General features: G+C 72.7%; 20 protein-coding genes. 9 read left to right on the top strand and 11 right to left on the bottom strand.

All coding sequences use genetic code 11. The features are described 5' to 3' along the window. The first annotated feature begins 25 nt into the window (after window positions 1–25). The 3 genes from ABII15_RS11990 to ABII15_RS11980 are packed head-to-tail and all read left to right on the top strand — an operon-like array spanning window position 26 to window position 3,629. Complete coding sequence (locus ABII15_RS11990; RefSeq protein ID WP_353942290.1) at window positions 26–160, top strand: SapB/AmfS family lanthipeptide; 135 nt, start codon at window positions 26–28, stop codon at window positions 158–160. Beyond that, on the top strand, window positions 157–1,911 hold the full coding sequence (locus tag ABII15_RS11985) for an ABC transporter ATP-binding protein (RefSeq protein WP_353942289.1): 1,755 nt from the start codon (window positions 157–159) through the stop codon (window positions 1,909–1,911). The genes ABII15_RS11990 and ABII15_RS11985 overlap by 4 nt, the downstream gene beginning before the upstream one ends. After that, on the top strand, window positions 1,908–3,629 hold the full coding sequence (locus ABII15_RS11980) for an ABC transporter ATP-binding protein (RefSeq protein WP_353942288.1): 1,722 nt from the start codon (window positions 1,908–1,910) through the stop codon (window positions 3,627–3,629). The genes ABII15_RS11985 and ABII15_RS11980 overlap by 4 nt, the downstream gene beginning before the upstream one ends. Here ABII15_RS11980 and ABII15_RS11975 read toward each other — a convergent pair. Then, entirely contained in the window at window positions 3,606–4,169 is a 564-nt protein-coding gene (locus tag ABII15_RS11975) for a response regulator transcription factor (RefSeq protein ID WP_353942287.1), read from the bottom strand. The two genes, ABII15_RS11980 and ABII15_RS11975, sit on opposite strands and share 24 nt — an antisense overlap. A 244-nt stretch (window positions 4,170–4,413) precedes the next feature. Beyond that, window positions 4,414–5,040, bottom strand: coding sequence for a TetR family transcriptional regulator (locus ABII15_RS11970; protein ID WP_353942286.1), 627 nt, complete (start codon window positions 5,038–5,040; stop codon window positions 4,414–4,416). Between the two features lie 229 nt (window positions 5,041–5,269). Here ABII15_RS11970 and ABII15_RS11965 point away from each other — a divergent pair, with 229 nt between their 5' ends. The 3 genes from ABII15_RS11965 to ABII15_RS11955 are packed head-to-tail and all read left to right on the top strand — an operon-like array spanning window position 5,270 to window position 8,387. Then, complete coding sequence (locus ABII15_RS11965; protein ID WP_353942285.1) at window positions 5,270–6,586, top strand: glycosyltransferase family 4 protein; 1,317 nt, start codon at window positions 5,270–5,272, stop codon at window positions 6,584–6,586. Then, window positions 6,580–7,320, top strand: coding sequence for a class I SAM-dependent methyltransferase (locus tag ABII15_RS11960; RefSeq protein ID WP_353942284.1), 741 nt, complete (start codon window positions 6,580–6,582; stop codon window positions 7,318–7,320). Before ABII15_RS11965 ends, ABII15_RS11960 begins: the two co-directional genes overlap by 7 nt. After that, window positions 7,317–8,387: a prenyltransferase/squalene oxidase repeat-containing protein gene (locus ABII15_RS11955; protein ID WP_353942283.1), complete on the top strand. Its 1,071-nt coding sequence runs from the start codon at window positions 7,317–7,319 to the stop codon at window positions 8,385–8,387. Before ABII15_RS11960 ends, ABII15_RS11955 begins: the two co-directional genes overlap by 4 nt. Here the strand turns inward: ABII15_RS11955 and ABII15_RS11950 are convergent. Then, entirely contained in the window at window positions 8,384–8,665 is a 282-nt protein-coding gene (locus tag ABII15_RS11950; RefSeq protein ID WP_111662027.1) for a hypothetical protein, read from the bottom strand. The genes ABII15_RS11955 and ABII15_RS11950 overlap by 4 nt on opposite strands. Window positions 8,666–8,785: 120 nt before the next feature. Between ABII15_RS11950 and ABII15_RS11945 the strand changes: the two genes are divergently transcribed. After that, entirely contained in the window at window positions 8,786–9,343 is a 558-nt protein-coding gene (locus tag ABII15_RS11945) for a hypothetical protein (protein WP_353942281.1), read from the top strand. A gap of 15 nt (window positions 9,344–9,358) precedes the next feature. On the opposite strand, the gene ABII15_RS11940 is transcribed toward ABII15_RS11945, so the two are convergent. From ABII15_RS11940 to ABII15_RS11910, 7 genes are all read right to left on the bottom strand, one after another. Then, window positions 9,359–10,369: an LLM class F420-dependent oxidoreductase gene (locus ABII15_RS11940; protein ID WP_353942280.1), complete on the bottom strand. Its 1,011-nt coding sequence runs from the start codon at window positions 10,367–10,369 to the stop codon at window positions 9,359–9,361. Between the two features lie 105 nt (window positions 10,370–10,474). Continuing rightward, window positions 10,475–11,338: a hypothetical protein gene (locus tag ABII15_RS11935; protein WP_353942279.1), complete on the bottom strand. Its 864-nt coding sequence runs from the start codon at window positions 11,336–11,338 to the stop codon at window positions 10,475–10,477. A 132-nt stretch (window positions 11,339–11,470) separates the two neighbouring features. Next, window positions 11,471–12,490, bottom strand: a complete 1,020-nt coding sequence (locus tag ABII15_RS11930) for an N-acetylmuramoyl-L-alanine amidase (RefSeq protein WP_353947031.1) — start codon at window positions 12,488–12,490, stop codon at window positions 11,471–11,473. A 30-nt stretch (window positions 12,491–12,520) separates the two neighbouring features. Next, entirely contained in the window at window positions 12,521–13,180 is a 660-nt protein-coding gene (locus ABII15_RS11925; RefSeq protein WP_353942278.1) for a class I SAM-dependent methyltransferase, read from the bottom strand. Window positions 13,181–13,214: 34 nt separating this feature from the next. Beyond that, complete coding sequence (locus tag ABII15_RS11920) at window positions 13,215–14,525, bottom strand: M20/M25/M40 family metallo-hydrolase (protein ID WP_353942277.1); 1,311 nt, start codon at window positions 14,523–14,525, stop codon at window positions 13,215–13,217. After that, window positions 14,522–15,886, bottom strand: a complete 1,365-nt coding sequence (locus tag ABII15_RS11915) for a cytosine permease (protein WP_353942275.1) — start codon at window positions 15,884–15,886, stop codon at window positions 14,522–14,524. The genes ABII15_RS11920 and ABII15_RS11915 overlap by 4 nt, the downstream gene beginning before the upstream one ends. A gap of 4 nt (window positions 15,887–15,890) precedes the next feature. Beyond that, the gene (locus ABII15_RS11910; RefSeq protein ID WP_353942274.1) at window positions 15,891–16,844 is read right to left on the bottom strand and encodes a DUF1177 domain-containing protein; all 954 of its coding nucleotides are present in this window, start codon (window positions 16,842–16,844) and stop codon (window positions 15,891–15,893) included. Between the two features lie 130 nt (window positions 16,845–16,974). Between ABII15_RS11910 and ABII15_RS11905 the strand changes: the two genes are divergently transcribed. Both ABII15_RS11905 and pepE read left to right on the top strand, forming a co-directional pair. Further along, the gene (locus ABII15_RS11905) at window positions 16,975–17,790 is read left to right on the top strand and encodes an IclR family transcriptional regulator (RefSeq protein ID WP_353942273.1); all 816 of its coding nucleotides are present in this window, start codon (window positions 16,975–16,977) and stop codon (window positions 17,788–17,790) included. 37 nt (window positions 17,791–17,827) lie between these two features. Continuing rightward, window positions 17,828–18,547: a dipeptidase PepE gene (gene pepE / locus ABII15_RS11900; RefSeq protein WP_353942272.1), complete on the top strand. Its 720-nt coding sequence runs from the start codon at window positions 17,828–17,830 to the stop codon at window positions 18,545–18,547. A 15-nt stretch (window positions 18,548–18,562) separates the two neighbouring features. On the opposite strand, the gene ABII15_RS11895 is transcribed toward pepE, so the two are convergent. Further along, complete coding sequence (locus ABII15_RS11895; protein WP_353942271.1) at window positions 18,563–19,060, bottom strand: GtrA family protein; 498 nt, start codon at window positions 19,058–19,060, stop codon at window positions 18,563–18,565. Window positions 19,061–19,200: the final 140 nt, after the last annotated feature.

Genomic DNA, 19,200 nt, shown 5'->3' with positions numbered 1-19,200 from the left:
CGTGCCGCAGACGAAAGGATTCACCATGGCCCTTCTCGACCTGCAGAACCTGGAAGCCGACGCGACCCACGGTGGCGGCGGTGGCGGCGGCGCGGGCAGCAACGTCAGCCTGCTGCTCTGCGACAAGTTCAGCTCCAACAGCACCCTGCTGTGCCTGTGACCCACAGCAGCACCGCGGGCCCGTCCTCTCCGGAGGGCGGGCCCGCCCCTGCCGCGGGCCCGCCGGGCGGCGATGCCCTGCTGCGCGCCGCGATCCGGCACAGCGCCGCCCGCTGCGTCGCCCTGTGCCTGCTCACCACCGCAGGAGCGGGCACCGCCCTGCTCCTGCCCCACGCCCTCGGGCGCGCCCTGGACGCCCTGCTCACCGGCCCCACCGGGGGCGACGCCCACCACTGGTTGCTGATCAGTGCCGCACTCGTCGCCGTGGGCACGCTCCTCGACGCCTGCGAGGGCGTCCTCACCGGCACCACGGCCGCCCGCACCACCGCCTGGCTGCGCCACCGCCTCGTCCGGCACGTCCTGGACACCGGACCGCGCGCCACCACCCGCTTCCCGGCCGGAGACCTGGTCGCCCGTCTCGTCGGCGGCACCGCCCAGGCCGGACCCGCCCCCGCGACCGTCGCCGCCCTCGCCGCGACCCTGCTCACGCCCCTCGGCGCGATCGTCGCCCTCGGCCTGGTCGACCTCCGCCTCGCGCTCGTGTTCCTCGTCGGCGCCCCGGCCCTCGCGTGGCTGCTGCGGACCTTCGCACGCGCCACCTCCGACTGCGTCAGCGGCTACCTGCGCGCCCAGGGCGACCTCGCGACCCGGCTCACCGAGGCGATCGGCGGCGCCCGCACCATCGCCGCCGCCCGCACCGCCGACAAGGAGACCGCCCGGGTCCTCGCACCGCTGCCCGAACTGTCCCGGCAGGGCCTGCGGATGTGGCGGGTGCAGGGCCGGGCGAGCGCCGGAGCCGTCACCCTCGCCCCGCTGCTGCAGATCGCGGTGATCGCGGCGGCGGGCCTGCTCCTGCTCCACCACAGCCTTACCGTGGGCGAGTTGCTGGCCGCCTCCCGCTACGCCGTCCTCGCCACCGGCGTCGGCGCGCTCGTCGGCGACCTCGGCGCGCTGGTCCGCACCCGGGCGGCGGGACGCCGCACCGCCGAACTCCTCGACGTGCCCCCACCTCGCTACGGAGATGACGAACTGCCCGCGTACGGGGGTGATCTGGAGCTGCGCGGCGTGACGGTCCGGCGCGCGGGACGCACCGTCCTCGACCGCGTCGACCTGACCGTGCCCGCCGGTCGCACCCTCGCCGTCGTCGGCGCCTCCGGCGCGGGCAAGTCCACCCTCGCCGCGCTCGCGGGCCGCCTCGCCGACCCCGACGAGGGCACCGTCCTCCTCGACGGCGTCCCGCTGCCCGACCTGCGCCGAAGCGCCCTGCGCTCCGCGGTCGGCCATGCCTTCGAGCGCCCCGTCCTGCTCGGCGACACCCTCGCCGACACCATCGCGCTCGGCGCACCGGAGGACCGGGTGGTCCCGGCCGCCCGCGCCGCCCGCGCCGACCCCTTCGTGCGCCGCCTGCCCGACGGCTACGCCACTCCTTGCGCGGACGTGCCGCTGTCCGGCGGCGAACTCCAACGCCTCGGCCTGGCACGGGCGTTCGCGCACGGCGGGCGGCTGCTCGTCCTGGACGACGCGCTCTCCAGCCTCGACACGGTCACCGAGCACGAGATCGCCGCCGCGCTCCTCGACCACACCCCCGGCGCCACCCGCCTGATCGTCGCGCACCGTGCCACGACCGCGGCCCGCGCCGACACGGTGGCCTGGCTCGAAGGCGGCCGCGTCCGCGCCCTCGGCCCGCACGAGCGGCTGTGGCGCGACCCGGCCTACCGGGCGGTGTTCGCGGGGGAGGACGGCCCCGCGTGAGCGACCTCTCCCGCCTCGGCGCCCGCTTCCTGCTGCGCCGCCGCGGCACCCTCGTCCGGCTCGCGGCCTGGTCGGTCCTGGAGACCGGCCAGACCTTCCTGCTCGGCCTCGCGCTCGCCCGCGCCCTCGACGACGGCTTCCTCGCCGGACGCCAGGGCACGGGACTGCTCTGGCTCGCCGTCGCCGCCCTCGGGGTCGGCGCGGGCGCCCTGGGCACCGCCCGGGTCTACGGCGCCGTCGCCGACCTCGTCGAACCGGCCAGGGACGCCCTCGTGCGCCGGGTCGTCGCGCGCGGGGTGCGGGACGCCGACGGGGGAGCGGTGTCCCGGCTCACCCAGCAGGTCGAGATCGCCCGCGACACCTTCGCGGGCCTGGTCATGGTCTCCCGGTCGTTCGTGTTCACCGCGGCCGGCGCCCTGATCGGCCTGTGCTCGCTCGCCCCCGTCCTGCTGCTCGTCGTCGCCCCGCCGCTGGTCGCCGGGCTCGCCCTGTTCCTGGCCACCCTGCGCCCGCTGGCCCGCCGCCAGGAGGTGTTCCTCACCGCCGACGAAGCCGTCTCCGCCCGGCTCGGCACCGTCTGCGCGGGCCTCAGGGACGTCACCGCGGCGGGCGCCGAGGACGCCACCGCCGACGCCGCGGGTCTCCTCGTCGACCGCGAGGCGCGGGCCTCGCGCAGCCTGGCCCGGTGGTCGGCGCCCCGAGTCCTCGCACTCGCCCTCGGCGGCCAACTGCCGCTCCTGCTGCTGCTGTTCACCGCCCCCTGGACCCTGGAGCGCGGAGTGACCCCCGGCGCCCTGGTCGGCGCCGTCGCCTACGTCACCCAGTCCCTGCTGCCCGCCCTGCAGAGCCTCATCCACGGCCTCGGCACCGGCGGCTCCCGCCTCGTCGTCGTCCTGCGCAGGCTGACCGCGTACGAGACCGGGCACCGGGACGGTCCGGCGGAGGCGGCGGCGCCGCGGCCGGGCAGGCCCGCCCTGGAGGTCTCCGGGCTGACCTTCGCCTACGGCCCCGGCGCCGAGCCGGTCCTCGACGGCCTCGACCTCGCCGTCCCGCACGGCGGCCACCTCGCCGTCGTCGGGCCCAGCGGCATCGGCAAGTCGACCCTGGCCGGACTCGTCGCCGGGCTCCTCGTGCCCGGCGCCGGAGAGGTCCTGGTGGACGGATACCCGGCCCGCTCGCGGGAGGCGGCCGCACGGCGGGTGCTGATCCCGCAGGAGGCGTACGTCTTCAGCGGCACCCTGCGCGCCAACCTCGGCTATCTGCGCCCCGACGGCGTCCCCGACGACGAACTCGCCCATGCAGCCGAGGTGTTGGGGCTCGATTCGCTTCTGGAACGGCTCGGCGGGCTCGACGCTCCTCTCGGCCCGGCCGCGCTCGCGGCGCTCTCCGCCGGCGAGCGCCAGCTGATCGCCCTGGCCCGCGCCTATCTCTCACCCGCACCGCTGGCCGTGCTCGACGAGGCCACCTGCCATCTGGACCCGATGGCCGAGGCCCGCGCGGAGCGGGCGTTCGCGGCCCGTCCCGGCGGCACCCTCGTCGTCATCGCGCACCGGATCAGCTCGGCCCGGCGGGCCGAGCTGATCCTCGTCATGGACGGGCGGCGGGTCCTGAGCGGCGGACACCGGGAGCTGCTGGCGCGCTCCGGGCTCTACCGGGACCTGACCGGCGTGTGGGACGGAGCGCCCCGGCCCCCCTCACAGCCAGCCCGCCCCCTGTGAGATGCGGATGGCGTCCACCCGGTTGCGGGCGCCGGTCTTGCGGGTGATGGCGGCCATGTAGTTGCGCACCGTGCCGTTGGACAGGTGCAGGCTGCGCGCTATCTCGGCGACCGACGCACCGTCGGCGGCCAGCGACAGCACGCTCAGCTCCCGCCTGGTCAGCGGATTCCGTGCGGCCTGAAGCAGCCCGAAGCCCAGGGACTCGTCCACGTACCGCTGCCCCTCGGCCACCCGTCTTATCCCGGTCAGCAGTTGCTCCACCGGCCCTGCCTTGTCCACGAACCCCAGCGCGTTCGCCTCCGCCGCCCGGCGCAGCAGGCCGGGGCGGCCGGAGGTGGCGAGCACCAGCAGCGCCCGGCCCGGGCCGCCGGTGTGCAGATCCCCCAGGGGCGGCATCCCGTAGTTCTCCTCGCAGTCGAGGTCGGCCACGCACAGGTGCGGCCGGAGCGCGCTCGCACGGCGGGACGCGCCGCGCCAGGGCGCGTGGTGCACCTCCAGATCGGGCTCCCTCGCCAGACGGTCGGCGAGGGCCGCACGCATGAGGCATAAGTCGTGCACGAGAAGTACCCGGATCACATGTCCCCCTCAGAGTGGTCAGCTCTGTGTCGGTCGAGTCTCTTCGCCCTTTGAAGGGCTTGTTCAAAGACTCATTCAATGACTCATTGGATGGGGCAGGTTCCCGGATGTCGACTCGCGGAACGCACCAACGGGAGGATCGAGGGCGCATACCGCGCGGCCGTGCGCCCCCGCAGGTCCGAGGGGCGCACGGCAACAAAATCGCGATTCAGTGGCGGGATTCGGCCGACGTCAGATCGATCAGGCGGCACACGGTCTCGATGTCGATCTTCACCTGGGCGATCGACGCGCGGCCCGACAGCCAGGTGATCAGGGCCGAGTGCCAGGTGTGCTCGATGACCCGGACCGCCGAGAGCTGCGCGGGGCTCGGGTCGTCCAGCTCCATCGCGTCCAGGATGATCGCCGTGGTCTGGCGGGACACCTGGTCCACCTCGGGGCTGACGCTGCGGTCCGCGAAGGTCAGCGCACGCACCATCGCGTCGGCCAGATGCGGCTCGCGCTGAAGGGCCCGGAAGGCCCGCATCAGCGTCTCGGCGACCCGCTCGGAGGGCGCGTCGGAGGACGGCGGGCGCTTGCGGACCGTGGTGTGCATGTGCTGGAGCTGGTCCTGCATGGTGGCGACCAGCAGATGGACCTTGCTGGGGAAGTAGCGGTACAGCGTGCCGAGGGCGACCTGGGACGACTCGGCGACCTCGCGCATCTGCACCGCGTCGAACCCGCCGCGCGCCGCGAGCTGCGCGCTCGCGTGCAGGATCCGGCGGCGCCGCGCCTCCTGCCGCTCGGTGAGCGCGGGGGCGCCCTGAGCGCCGCTGCTTCTGGCATCCGGAGCTGTCATCTGCCTGCTTCCGTCCGCATCCGTCGGCTTCCGTCCGCTTCCGTCTCCCGACGTGACGGCCCGTGGCGCGAATCACCCGATCCGCCTGCCACACGCCCGCTACCAGCCGGTAGATTCGATCCTCATTGAACGATCAAGTCTGAAACTTGTTCTAGATTAGCGTCCCCACGTAGTGTCCACTGGCAGGCCGGGATGTCCACGGGCAAGCAGGAGAGAAGGGTGGCCTGGAGTGACCGCGGAGTCGTTGCGCATCGCTCTCCTCACGTACAAGGGCAACCCGTTCTGCGGTGGCCAGGGCGTGTACGTACGCCACCTCTCCCGTGAGCTGGCCCGCCTCGGCCACCGGGTCGAGGTCATCGGCGCCCAGCCCTATCCGGTGCTCGACGAGGTTCCCGGGGCCGACGGCCTCTCCCTCACCGAGCTGCCGAGCCTGGACCTGTACCGCAGCCCCGACCCGTTCCGCACGCCGAAGCGCGACGAGTTCCGCGACTGGGTCGACGCCCTCGAATTCGCCACCATGCGCACCGGCGGCTTCCCCGAACCGCTGACGTTCTCGCTGCGCGCCCGCCACCATCTGCGCGCCAGGCGCGGCGAGTTCGACGTCGTGCACGACAACCAGACGCTCGGCTACGGCCTGTTGGGCGACATCGGCGCCCCACTGGTCACCACCATCCACCACCCCATCACCGTCGACCGGCAGCTGGAGCTGGACGCCGCGCAGACCTGGCAGCAGCGCCTTTCCAAGCGCCGCTGGTACGCCTTCACCCGCATGCAGAAGCGCGTCGCCCGCCGGGTGCCCTCCGTGCTCACCGTCTCCGGCACCTCCCGCGACGAGATCGTCCAGCACCTCGGCGTCCGCCAGGACCGCATCCGCGTCGTCCACATCGGCGCCGACACCGACCTGTTCTCCCCGGACCCGGCGGTCCCCGAGATCCCCGGCCGCATCGTCACCACCTCCAGCGCAGACGTGCCCCTCAAGGGCCTTGTCTTCCTCGTCGAAGCGCTCGCCAAGGTGCGCGCCGACCACCCCGAGGCCCATCTCGTCGTCGTCGGCAAGCGCCCCGAGGAGGGCCCGGTCGCCCAGGCCATGGAGCGGTACGGGCTGGAGGGCGCCGTCGAGTTCGTGAAGGGCATCAGCGACGCCGAACTCGTCGACCTGGTGCGCTCCGCGCAGGTCGCCTGCGTGCCCTCGCTCTACGAAGGCTTCTCCCTGCCCGCCGCCGAGGCCATGGCCACCGGCACCCCGCTCGTCGCCACCAAGGGCGGCGCGATCCCCGAGGTCGCCGGGCCCGACGGCGAGACCTGCCTCGCCGTCCCGACCGGCGACGCGGGGGCGCTCGCCACGGCCCTGAGCCGCATGCTGGGCGACCCGGAGCTGCGGCGTCGGCTCGGCGCGGCGGGCCGCGCCCGGGTCCTCGACCGCTTCACATGGGCGCGGGCCGCGCAGGGCACCGCCGAGCTGTACCGCGAGTCGATGGAGCGCGCCCCCGCCCACTCCGTCCGACCCCACCAGGAAACCCCAGAGGAAAGCAGGGCCACGTGCTGACCGTCGACTTCACCCGTTTCCCGCTCGCCGCGGGCGACCGCGTCCTCGATCTCGGGTGCGGGGCCGGACGGCACGCCTTCGAGTGCTACCGGCGCGGGGCCCAGGTCGTCGCGCTCGACCAGAACAAGGAAGAGATCGCCGAGGTCGCCAAGTGGTTCGCCGCGATGAAGGAGGCCGGCGAGGCCCCGGCGGGCGCCACCGCCACCGCGATGGAGGGTGACGCGCTCCAACTCCCCTTCCCCGACGAGTCGTTCGACGTCGTCATCATCAGCGAGGTCATGGAGCACATCCCCGACGACAAGGGGGTGCTCGCCGAGATGGTGCGCGTCCTCAAGCCGGGCGGCCGGATCGCGGTGACCGTCCCGCGCTACGGCCCCGAGAAGGTCTGCTGGGCGCTCTCCGACGAGTACCACGAGGTCGAGGGCGGCCACATCCGCATCTACAAGGCCGACGAACTCCTCGGAAAGATGCGCGAGGCCGGGCTCAAGCCGTACGGCACCCACCACGCCCACGCGCTGCACGCCCCGTACTGGTGGCTCAAGTGCGCGTTCGGCGTCGACAACGACAAGGCGCTGCCGGTCAAGGCGTACCACAAGCTCCTGGTCTGGGACATCATGAAGAAGCCCGCCCTGACCCGGGTCGCCGAGCAGCTGCTCAACCCCGTCGTCGGCAAGAGCTTCGTCGCCTACGCCACCAAGCCGCACCTGCCCCAGGCCGCCGGGGCCACTGAGTGAGCAGCCCCGAGCGGACCGAACTCCTCGTCCTGCCAGGAGTTCTGACGGCGGATCAGGCAGCCCTGACGGTGCGCGGCATCCTCGCGGTGCAGCGCCCGGACGGCGCCCTGCCCTGGTTCCGCCGCCACCACCTCGACCCCTGGGACCACACCGAGGCCGCCATGGCCCTCGACGTGGCCGGCGAGCACGACGCCGCGGAGCGGGCCTACGACTGGCTCGCCCGGCACCAGAACGAGGACGGCTCCTGGTACGCCGCCTACCACGACGGCGACCCGCACGACATCACCGACCGCGGCCGCGAGTCCAACTTCGTGGCGTACGTGGCCGTGGGCGTCTGGCACCACTACCTCTCCACCGGCGACGACGCGTTCCTGGACCGCATGTGGCCCACCGTGTGCGCGGCCGTCGAGTGGGTGCTGCGGCTCCAGCAGCCCGGCGGGCAGATCGGCTGGAAGCGCGAGGACGACGGCACACCCGTCAACGACGCGCTGCTGACCGGGAGTTCGTCGATCCACCAGGCCCTGCGCTGTGCGCTCGCCATCGCCGAACAGCGCGAAGAGCCGCAGCCCGACTGGGAGTTGGCGCTCGGCGCGCTGCGGCACGCGATCCGCCGCCACCCGGACCGGTTCCTCGACAAGAACCGCTACTCGATGGACTGGTACTACCCGGTCCTCGGCGGCGCGCTGCGCGGCGCCGAGGCCCAGCGGCGCATCGAGGCCGACTGGGACCGCTTCGTCGTGCCCGGCCTCGGCGTGCGCTGCGTCGTGCCGAACCCGTGGGTGACCGGCGGCGAGAGCGCGGAACTCGCCCTCGCCCTGTGGGCGATGGGCGAGTCCGACCGGGCGCTCGCGATCCTCCAGGACATCCAGCACCTGCGGGACCCGCGCACCGGCCTGTACTGGACCGGTTACGTCTTCGAGGACCGGGCCGTCTGGCCGGAGGAGCTGACCACCTGGACCGCCGGTTCCGTCCTGCTCGCCGTCGCCGCACTGGGCGGCGACGAGGCGACGTGCTCGGTGTTCGGCGGGGAGCAGCTGCCGTCCGGCGTGGAGCCGGACTGCTGTTAGCGCAGCCGGCCCGCGATGGCGTGGCCGATGGCCAGGTAGACGACGGCGGCCAGGCCGTATCCGGCGACCACGCGGGCCCAGGCCTCGTCGAAGGTGAACAGATCACGGGACCAGCCGGCGAGCCAGTTGGCCGCATGGTGGATCCACTGGACCAGGTCGTTGCCGCGGTTGGCATCGAGCAGGTACATCAGGATCCACAGACCGAGTATCAGCGCCATGATGTCGGCAACGACCACGATCGCTCGGGCCGCGCTGTTGCCGCTGCGAGTAGAGGACATGGTCTCCGTCTGACCCCGACCCGTTCGATGAAACCCGTACGGTCGCGCCCGAGTGGCGGTGGTGCGGGGGGCGGGTGACGCTGCGGAAAAGCGTGCAGTCCCACCCCGGAGGTACCCGCGGTGCTCAGCTCAGCCCTTCCCCTGCGACGTACGGTCGTGTCCGTCCTCCTGTGCGGCGCCCTCGTCGCGGGAACCACCGCGTGCGGCGGCGACGACAAGGACACGGCCTCGTCGTCGTCCGCGTCGCCGTCCAGCTCGGCCGAGCGCCAGAAGCTCGCCAAGACCCGGTTCGTGGCCAACGCGGGCATCGCGGCCGGGGCCACCTACCAGTGGATCGTGAAGCCGTGGCGCGCGGGCAAGTTCAAGGCCGGCGCGGACGGACGCAAGTTCGCCCTGGTCAAGGCGGGGCTCGCGGGCGCGCTCACCTACAACCGGCTGAAGGCCGCGGCGAAGAACGCCGAGGGCGACCCCACGCTCTCCAAGGCGGTCGCCCCGCTCACCGCCGGCATCGACGCGCTCAAGGACCTGCCGAGCAAGCTGCGCAAGGGCGACGGCGTCGACTCGGTCGCCGGGTCGTTCGACGACATCATCAACAGCGTCAAGGACGCGGGCAAGAGCGCGGGCGCCGAGGTCAAGGACAAGGTGCCGTCGGCGTCCCAGCTGACGTCGGGCTCCTGACCGTACGGGAGCCGGTCAGGAGTTGAGCTCCGCCAGCACGCGCAGGGTGTGCCGGTCGGGGGACAGGACCAGCAGATCCGTCACCGGCCCCTTGCGCCACAGCTCAAGGCGCTCGGCGATCCGGGCGCGGGGGCCCACGAGGGAGATCTCGTCGGCGAACGCGTCCGGCACCGCGAGCACCGCCTCCTCGCGCCGCCCCTCGGCGAACAGCTCCTGGATCCGCCGGGCCTCGGCCTCGTACCCCATCCGCGCCATGAGGTCGGCGTGGAAGTTACGGGTCGCGTGGCCCATGCCGCCGATGTAGAAGCCCAGCATCGCCTTGACGGGCAGCAGCCCCTCGCTGACGTCGTCGCAGACCTTCACCCGGGCCATCGGGGCGATCATGAAGTTCTCGCGGAGACCGGTCAGCGACGCCTCGTACACATCGGTCCGGGTCGGCGACCAGTACAGCGGCAGCCAGCCGTCCGCGATCCGGGTGGTCTGCGCGATGTTCTTCGGCCCCTCGGCGCCGAGCAGGATCGGCAGCTCGGCGCGGAGCGGATGCGTGATCGGCTTGAGGGGCTTGCCGAGGCCGGTGCCGTCCTCGCCCCGGTAGGGGTGGGAGTGGAAGCGGCCTTCGGCCTCGACGGGACCCTCGCGCCGCAGCACCTGCCGGACGACGTCCACGTACTCGCGCGTCGCGGTCAGCGGGGAGCGGGGGAACGGGCGCCCGTACCAGCCCTCCACCACCTGCGGCCCCGACAGCCCGAGCCCGAGCATCGTGCGGCCGCCCGAGAGGTGGTCGAGGGTGAGCGCGTGCATCGCGGTCGTGGTGGGGGAGCGGGCCGCCATCTGCGCGATCGCGGTACCGAGCCGGATGCGCGAGGTGTGCGCGGCGAACCAGGTCAGCGGGGTGAAGGCGTCGCTGCCCCACGACTCGGACGTCCACACCGAGTCGTAGCCCAGCTCCTCCGCCTCGCGTACGAGCCCGAGGTGGTCGGGGTCCGGTCCGCGTCCCCAGTAGCCGAGTGCGATTCCCAGGCGCATACGGTCAGCCCCTATCTGACGGTGCGTCAATTCCTGGGTGACTGTACGCGAAAGGCCCCTCGCCCGGAAGGTGGGCGAGGGGCCTGACGCGAGGCGCCGTGCGGGTCAGCCGCGCTGGATGCCGCTGGTGTCCTGGAGGACGCCGCGACGGCCGTCCTGCGTCTGGGCGACGAGGCCCGGACCGCGCTGCTCGACGGCCAAGTACCAGGTACCCGGGGCCAGTTCGGCGATCGGCGTCGGGTTGCCGTCCTCCGCGTACAGCGGACGCGGCACCGGGACGGCGAACCAGAACGGCGAGAAGTCGGAGGCGCCACCCTGCGGGGCGGCGGGCTGCGGCGCCGGAGCGGCGGCCTGCTGCGGCTGGCCGTGCTGCTGCTGGCCGTAGGGCTGGCCGGGGCCGGGCTGACCGGGCTGCCCCGGACCCGGCTGCCCCGGCTGCGCGCCGTACGGCTGGCCCGGCTGCTGGGCGCCCGGGTAGCCGTAGCCACCCTGCGGCTGACCGCCGTAGGGCTGCGGCTGCTGGGGGCGGGGGGCGCCGAGGAGCGCGGCCTGAAGGGCCGGGACGAGGGGGGTGGCGACCGCGGCGGCGGCCATGACCAGGGCGGCGACCAGACCCAGGATCAGGCCGACGCCGGCGCTGACCTTGGTGAGGTCACTGTCGAAGAACCCCAGCGGGTCGAAGATCGTCCAGAGCGCGGTCCACGCGGAGAAGATCGTCAGGGCCACGCCGAACTGGCCGAGGTCGAGTCCGGCCACCTTGCGCGGCTGCGGAAGACCACGTGCGACGACGATCAGCACCGCGCCGATGATGCCGGAGACATACATCCCCATGACGAGGCCGAGGCTGTCCCAGGCATTCGGGATGTCGCCGCCGGGGCTGTCGAACGCATCGAGGAACGAGGCGATGAACAGCACTACCGCTGCTCCGATCACCACGCCGTCGCCTCGAGTGAGGGAGCGGATATTCACTTCAGGAGGTCCTTCGTCAGTCGTCTGGGTCTTCGGTGGAGGCGGCGCAGAGCGCGGGGATGGCCCCACATAGTACGGACGACACTATCGTCCGAGTCCTGCGGGTGTCTGCCGAGATCCACAGGGTGACAGCTACCCGCCCAGGAAACTCACGATTCCCTCAGAGATGCCCTGTGCCGCCTTCTGCCGCCACTCTCCCGACGTGAGCCGGCGGGCGTCCTGCGCGTCCCGCATGTTGCCGCACTCGATGAAGACCTTCGGAACCGTCGACAGGTTGAGTCCGCCCAGGTCGGAGCGGGTGTCCAGGGCGGTTCCCTTGCCGATGTAGTTCGACGGGGGCTCGCCCGTGAACTTGAGGAAGTTGCCCGCGACGCGCTCTCCGAGAGAGCGCGACGGCCCGACGATGGCGCGGGTGTCCGCGGCGCCGGCGTGCACGGATGCGGGAAGGATCACATGGAAGCCGCGGTTGCCCGAGGCGGAGCCGTCGGCGTGGACGGAGACGACGGCGTCGGCGTGCGCCTTGTTCCCGATCGCGGCCCGCTCGGTGACGCACGGGCCCCAGGGCCGGTCGCCGTTCTGCGTCAATTGCACCGTGGCGCCCTGCTGTTCGAGGATCGCGCGCAGGCGGCGGGAGACGTCCAGGGTGAACTGGGCCTCCGTGTAACCCCCATTGGTGGAGGTTCCGGTGGTGTCGCACTCCTTGCTGCCGTTGCCGACGTTCACACTCCGGTTGATATCGGCCGGATGCTGGAAGTTCCCCGGATTGTGACCCGGGTCGATGACGACGACCTTGCCGCGCAGCGGGCCCGAACCGCCGGCCGCCGGGGTGGACGACTTCTTCGGCGCGGTCTTCGAGGGCGCGGGCGAGGACGTCGTAGGGGCCGCGGAGGAGGGCGTCGCGGCCTTCGAGGACGCGGAGACCGGCGGTGCCGAGGTCGACGCCGGCTGGCCCGCGGCGGGCAGTACCTTCGGCGGCTCGTTCTCGCTCGGCCCGTGCACGACCTGCCACAGCACCCAGGCCGCGAGCGCGGTCGGCACCAGCGCGGCGAACGTGATCAGCACGGGCCGCCCGCCGAACCGGCGGCCGCCGCGTCCCCGCTGCGGTTCGTCGTCACGGTAGAAGTCTTCGAAGTCGTCCCCGTCCGGGCCCACGTATGACACGTCTCGACGATAACCGCGCCGTCAGATCCCCGCGCCCGTTCGTCGCAGGACGCGCAGGGAGTCGTGTACCGAGACCTCGGTGAACGCCCCGGACTCAAGTGCCCGCAGGTACACGCGGTACGGGGCCTGGCCGGTCCACTCGTCGTGCTTGACGGGGAAGACGTCGTGGATGAGGAGCAGCCCGCCGTCCGCGACGTGCGGCGCCCAGCCCTCGTAGTCGGCGGTGGCGTGCTCGTCGGTGTGGCCGCCGTCGATGAAGACCAGACCGAGGGGCCCGCCCCAGACCCTCGCGACCTGCGGCGACCGGCCGACGAGCGCGACCACGTGGTCTTCCAGGCCCGCCGCGTGCAGCGTCCGCCGGAAGGTGGGCAGCGTGTCCATCCGGCCGACGACCGGGTCCACGGTCTCGGGGTCGTGGAAGTCCCAGCCGGGCTGCTGCTCCTCGCTGCCGCGGTGGTGGTCGACCGTGAGGGCCGTCACCCCGGCCGCGCGGGCCGCGTCGGCGAGCAGGATCGTGGAGCGCCCGCAGTACGTGCCGACCTCCAGGAGCGGCAGCCCGAGCGCCGCCGCCTCGACGGCGGCGGCGTACAGCGCGAGCCCTTCGCCCAGCGGCATGAAGCCCTTGGCCTTCTCGAAGGCGGCGAGGACGTCCGGGCCCGGGGTGCTCCCTGAAGTGGTCATGCCCACATGCTGCCGTACGCCGCCGGGCGCCCGGTCAGCAGCCCTGCCACAGCCGGGTCATCACCCGGACCCCGAAGCGCAGGCCCTCCAGCGGGACGCGCTCGTCGACGCCGTGGAAGAGGCGCCCGTAGTCCAGGTCGGCGGGCAGCTTCAGCCCCTTGAAGCCGAAGCAGCGGATGCCCAGCTTGGTGAAGGCCTTGGCGTCGGTGCCGCCCGGATTGCAGTACGGCACCGGGTGGCCGTCCGGGTCCTCGGCGCGCACGGCGTCGCACATGGCGTCCACGAGCGGGCCGTCGAACGTGGTCTCCATCGCGATGTCGTGGTTGACCCACTCGCGGGAGACGGACGGCAGCAGCAGTTCGTCGACGGCGTCGATCAGCTCCTGCTCGTGGCCGGGCAGGAAGCGGCCGTCGACCCGGGCCGTGGCCTTCCCGGGGATGACGTTGGTCTGGTAACCGGCCGTGAACATGGTGGGGTTCGCGGAGTTGCGGAGCACCACCTGCATGAAGTCGGCGACGTGGCCCAGCTTGGCCAGCTCGGCGTCCAGGTCCTCCGCCTCGAAGTCGATGTCCACGTTCTGGAGGTCGGCGGCCTTCTGGAGCAGGGCGCGCACCGGCTCGATGAGACGGACGGGGAAGGTGTGGCGGCCGATGCGGGTGAGGGACTCGGCGAGGTCGGTCACCGCGTTCTCGTCGTTGGGGGAGGAGCCGTGCCCGGCCCGCCCGTTCGCGGTCAGCTCCATCCACGCCATGCCGCGCTGGGCGTTCTCGATCGGGTAGAGGCGCCGGGTGTCGTCGAGCGCGTAACTGAATCCGCCGCCCTCGCCGATCGCCTCCGTGACGCCCTCGAAGAGGTCCGGGCGGTGCTCGACGAGCCAGTGCGCGCCGAACCTGCCGCCCGCCTCCTCGTCGGCGAGGAACGCGAGGACCAGATCGCGGGCCGGCTTGGTGCCCGTACGGGCGAAGTGCCGGGCGGTGGCCAGCATGACCGCCACCGTGTCCTTCATGTCGATGGCGCCGCGGCCCCACAGATAGCCGTCGCGGATCTCGCCGGAGAACGGCGGCACCTGCCACTCGGCCGCGTCGGCCGGGACGACGTCGAGGTGCCCGTGGACCAGCAGGGCGCCGCGGGAGCGGTCGGCGCCCTCGATCCGGGCGATGACGCTGGCCCGGCCCGGCGCGCTCTCGACGAACTCGGACGTGATGCCGACCTCGGCGAGCGTGGCCTCGACCCAGCGGGCGCAGGCCCGCTCGTCGCTCGTCGGGTTGGAGGTGTCGAAGCGGATCAGCTCGGCGCAGATCTCGACGACTTCGCGTTCGGCGTCCTTGGAGGCGAGGGTGGTCATGCCGCTCCTACGGGGGTGTGCTCGGCGGCGGCGGGACGGGCGTCGTCCTCGTCGTCGGCCAGGGTGGTGGCGCCGTACGTCCTGACCCAGCCGAGCAGCCCGAGCACGGTGTACAGGACGAACGCGGTGGCCAGGGAGTTCAGGGCCGGGATGCCGCCGTCGTAGAACTTGCCGACGCAGAACGCGGCGGCCCAGATCACGAGGGACATGGGGACCCAGGTCGGGGAGGTCGTCGGCAGGGTGCCCGCCTCGCGCGTCGCGTCGAGCGGCCCGCGCATCCGGCGCACCACCCAGTACTCGGCGACGATGATGCCGCCGATGGGCGGGATGGCCACGCCGAGGACGGTGAGGAAGTCGGTGAAGTGGGTCATGATGCCGACCGCCGACAGGGCCGTGCCGGCGATGCCGAGGGCGATGGTGACGGCGCCGCGGTGCAGGCGCTTCTTGAAGACGACCTGGAAGAAGTTGACGACGCCGAGCGAGGAGCCGTACAGGTTCCAGTCGTTGATCTTCGCGGTCGACATCAGGACGACGAGGACACCGAAGACGCCGGACGTGGAGAGCACGATCTGCGAGACCTCGTTGCTCTTGACCATGTGGCCGAGGAGCACGCCGGTCAGGCCCACGATGTACTCGGAGAGGATCATCGAGGACGCCGTCTGCAGGAAGACGTGGCTGCCCTTCTTGTTGTAGCGGGTCATCTCCGGGGCGACGATCGCGCCCGTCATGTAGCCGCCCGCGATGGCGGTCGCGGCGACGGACAGCGGGATCGCCTGGCCGGGCGGCGGGGAGCTGATCAGGTCGCCGAGCGAGTGCTCGCTGAGCGCGTCGATCACGGACCAGGCCACCATCGCGAAGAAGAGCGGCGTGACGATCTTGGCGAAGATCGCCATGTAGCGGAAGCCGAAGATCACCAGGACCGTGATGGCGAGGCCCGCCACGACGCACCACAGCCACGAGGGGCCGCCGATCAGCGACGAGACGCTGTTGCCGAAGATCGTGTTCTGCACGCCGAACCAGCCGACCAGGCTGACCGCGATGACGAAGCTGACGAGCGCCGAGCCGTTGCGGCCGAAGCCGACCCAGCGGGTGAGCAGCGGCGTCGAGAGCCCTTCGCGCATCCCCGCGAAGCCGATCGCGAAGATGACGACTTCGAGGATGACCGCGCCGAGGGTGAAGGCGAGGAAGGCGTCGCCGAAGGTCATGCCGACGCCGATGGTGGCGCCCAGCGTGAACTGCGAGATGGAGCCGGACTGGGCGAGCCACTGGAGCAGCATCGTCCAGAAGCCGAGCCGCTTGTCCCGGGGGACTCTGGACAGCGCGTAGTCGTCGCTGCCCACGTTCTTCTTCGTGGTGGCCATGGCGTCACGACTCCGTAGGTGCGTTGCCGAGGGTCTGGAGGTGGGTGAGCGAGCCGTAGCGGCTCACGAGGGCGTCGAACTCCGCGGCGTCGTGGAAGTCGACGCGCCCGCCGCCGAAGGCCTTCGCGGTCTCGACGGCGAACCGGGCGGCGGCCGCGATGTCGCTCTCGTGGCTGGCGCCGGTCTGGCAGCCGGGCACCGCCGCGGCCGAGGTGACCGCGAGGCCGACGACCGGGGCTGCGGTCGCCGTGGCCGGCTGGAGGATCGAATTGATGTGGTGTGCACCGTTACCGTACGGCGTGATGTCCTGCGTGGTCACGGGGTACGTGACCAACGGCTCACCGGTGACGACGGCGAGCAGCTCGCCCAGCTGCTCGCTGACCCGCAGCACCCACCCCTCCTTGACGGTGGGGGACAGGGCGAGGCCCTTGTGGTTGATGATGCGGTTGCCCTTGGTGGTGTCGATGGAGAGCACGGCCTCCATGTCGGCGGTCACCTCGTGCCGGTTCATCGTCGCGATGTCGACCGGCGAGTCCATGAACGGCACCGGGTCGTGCGGCGCGGTCGGCGCGTCCGGGCAGACATGGGTGGCGACGACGACGTCACCGTCGAGCACGTCGCCGCGGCGGCGCATGTCGAGGAGCTTGGCGGCGGTCGCGAGCGCGGCGGCGGCGCCGTCCGCGTCGGAGACCAGGCCGGTCATCTCGGGCCGGGCGCCGACCCCGCCGAGGCGGCCGACGACGCCGAGGGTGCGGGCGCTGCCGCCGCGGCTGCGGCCCTTGGCGCCCGGGATGCGGACGAGGACGAAGTCGGTCGAGCCGCGCTCGCCCTCCACCGTGGTGATCTCGGCGCCGGAGCCCTCGGGGCCCGCGACGGAGTCGAGGTAGGCGACGGCGCGCTTGCCGTCGGCGTCGGGGTCGTCCAGCAGGTCGACGACATCCAGGACGTACTTCAGCATGCGGGGTCCCTCTCACTGCTCGGCGCCCGGTCGCGAGTTCCACCGGTGCTGACAGCAGGTTCGGGATCGGATAGCGTTGTCGGCAACTGTTTCCCGTTATTTGCAATAAGGGTCTGGATGGTGAGATGCGGTGACCGAGATCCCGCTGGACCGGAAGACTCCGGCCGGCGCCCTCCAGACCGTCGACCGGGCACTCCTCGTCCTGCTCGCGTTCGAGCGGACCCGCCCGGACTGGGGCGTCACCGAGGTCGCCGGCGAGTTCGGCTGGGACACCTCGGTCGCCCAGCGGCTGCTCTCCACGCTGGCCGGACGCGGCTTCCTGGTCTCCGACCCGGCGACCCGGCGCTACCGGATCGGCCCCGCCGTGCTGCGGCTCGGCCGGCTCTGGGAGCGCTCCGGATCGCTGGAGCTGCTGGCCGCGCCGGTCCTGGAGGAGCTGCGCGCGGCGACCGGTGACACGGTCCTGTTCTGCCTCCCCGACAACTTCCACATGCGCTGCGTCGCGGCCGTGGAGGGGGAGTCCGGGCCGCTGCGCTACTACCCGCTGGTCGGCGAGCTGTACCCGGCGCACGCGGGCGCCACGGCCAAGTCGTACTACGCGTTCCTGCCCGACGACCAGCGCCACCGGCTCTTCCGGGGCCGCCCGATGGCCCGCTTCACCGAGCGCACGGTCACCGACCCCGACGAGCTGGAGCGGGAGTTCCGTGCCGTCCGCGCCCAGGGGTACGCCTGGACGGTCGGCGAGTACGACGCCGGGATCGGCACGGTCGCCGTGCCGGTGTTCCTCGGGCGCGAGCCTTACGGGAGCCTCAGCCTCGGCGCCGCCAAGGAGCGCTTCCCCGACGGGCCGGACGACCGGCTCGACGCGCTGCGCAGGGCCGCCCGCCTCCTGGAGCAGCGCCTGACCCATCCGCCGCAGAACCGGCGCCGCACCCGCGCCAACTGAACATCCCCGTAAGACCGTTGATAGGAGCTACCCGCTCGTGAACCTGCTGCTGCTCTCCAACTCCACCCAGTACGGCCAGGGTTACCTCGCCCACGCCCTGGACGCCGTCACCGGCTTCCTGCCCGCGAAGGCCCGCCTCGCGTTCGTGCCGTACGCGCTCGCCGACCACGACGCCTACACGGCGAAGGTGCGCGGCGCGCTGGAGGGCGCGGGCATCGAGGTGCGCGGCGTCCACGAGGGCGGCGATCCACTGGCTCAACTGGCCTCGGCGGACGCGGTGTTCATCGGTGGCGGCAACTCCTTCCGGCTGCTGAGCGCGCTGTACCGGACGGGCCTGCGGGACGCCCTGATCAAGGCGGTCGGCGACGGCCTGCCCTACATGGGCGCCAGCGCGGGCACCAACATGGCCGCGCCCACCCTCCGTACGACCAACGACATGCCGATCGTGCAGCCGCCGTCCTTCGAGACGCTGGGCCTGGTCCCCTTCCAGATCAACCCGCACTACCTCGACCCGGACCCGTCCTCCACGCACAAGGGCGAGACCCGCGAGGAGCGGCTGACCGAGTTCCTGGAGGAGAACGACGTGCCCGTGCTCGGGCTGCGCGAGGGCTCCTGGCTGCGGGTGGAGGGCGAGCGGGCCACCGTGCTCGGCGAGCGCGCCGCCCGCCTCTTCCGCCGGGGCGCCGCCCCGCAGGAGCTGCCCACCGGGTCCGACGTCTCGCAACTCCTGCGCGGCGAGCCGCGGTTCGACGCCTGACGCCGCTCGCGGCCCTCAAGCAGCGCGGCAGAGCGCCGCGGCGCCGACCGGGCTCGCGGGCACCGGGCGGGCGGCCACCGGCGCCTTCGCCCGGCCGCGGGCGAACGTCACGAGACGCAGCACCGCGAACCGGGCGACGCCGGTGAGCGCGGAGGCCGACAGATAGACGACCTGCTCCAGGACCGCGCCCGGCGCGTCCACCAGATACCGCAGGCCCGCCATCGCCAGGCAGGTCACCACGTACGCGCCCGCCGCCGATCCGGCCGACTGCGCATGCTGGCTCCAGCTCGCCCGTCCGCCCGCGCCGAAGGTGAACCGGGCGTGCAGCTCGGTGGCGAGCAGCGTGGAGACCACGGTGACCAGGGCGTTGGCCAGCACCCACGGGAGCCGGTCGGCGAGGGCCGTCACCGCGAAACTGGACGCGACGCCCACGCCGCCCCCGCACGCCACGAACCGGGCGAACGCCACGGCGGCCCCGGGTGCCGCCTGCTCGCTTCTCTGTCCCGTCCCCATGATCCCCGCCCCCGTCGATGACGCGGCGCACCCCTGCGCCCTGCCAGTGGTGCCACTATGGCACACCAGTGGCACCACGGCGAGTCATTTATGGCGCGCCGCATGGCGCCGGGCCGGTCGGGCGGCGTCGTCGCAGGTGG

This window comes from Streptomyces sp. HUAS MG91 (assembly GCF_040529335.1).
GTDB classification, from domain to species: Bacteria; Actinomycetota; Actinomycetes; order Streptomycetales; family Streptomycetaceae; genus Streptomyces; species Streptomyces tabacisoli.
The sequence above is the reverse complement of the archived record's forward strand: the minus strand, read 5'-3'. Positions and strand labels throughout refer to the sequence as shown.